The sequence below is a fragment of the Salifodinibacter halophilus genome, from assembly GCA_012999515.1.
Lineage (GTDB): Bacteria > Pseudomonadota > Gammaproteobacteria > Nevskiales > Salinisphaeraceae > Salifodinibacter > Salifodinibacter halophilus.
This window is the reverse complement of the sequence record JABEEB010000155.1, coordinates 1-290: the sequence shown is the minus strand read 5'-3', so window position 1 is coordinate 290 and position 290 is coordinate 1. Positions and strand designations below refer to the sequence as shown.

The 290-nt window shown below is 66.6% G+C and carries 1 protein-coding gene; it reads right to left on the bottom strand.

The genetic code is table 11. The annotated features are described in order from the left end of the window. A partial coding sequence (locus HKX41_11120; GenBank protein ID NNC24682.1) for a glycosyltransferase family 2 protein occupies nt 1-290 on the bottom strand: 290 nt, incomplete at both ends.

The following is a 290-nucleotide window of genomic DNA, read 5'->3' as shown; positions in this document are numbered from 1 at the left end:
TTCAGACTTTCCAGCGACAGGTTGGGGTTGTAGGCCGGGTCGTTCAGCAGGAAGTCGCCCCAGCGGCGGCGCATGATCGCGACCTCGTCGAAGAAGCGCGAACGCTTCTCGCTGGTGTCCTCCGGCCCACGCGAAGCCGACTCGTGGTGATACAGCTCGGCATGCGGTGTCCACACGTTGCGGTAGCCGCGCGCGTGCAGGCGCAGGCACAGGTCGACGTCGTTGAAGGCCACTGCGAGGGTTTCGTCCATGCCGCCGATTTCGGCGAACAGCGCGCGGCGCAGGGCCAG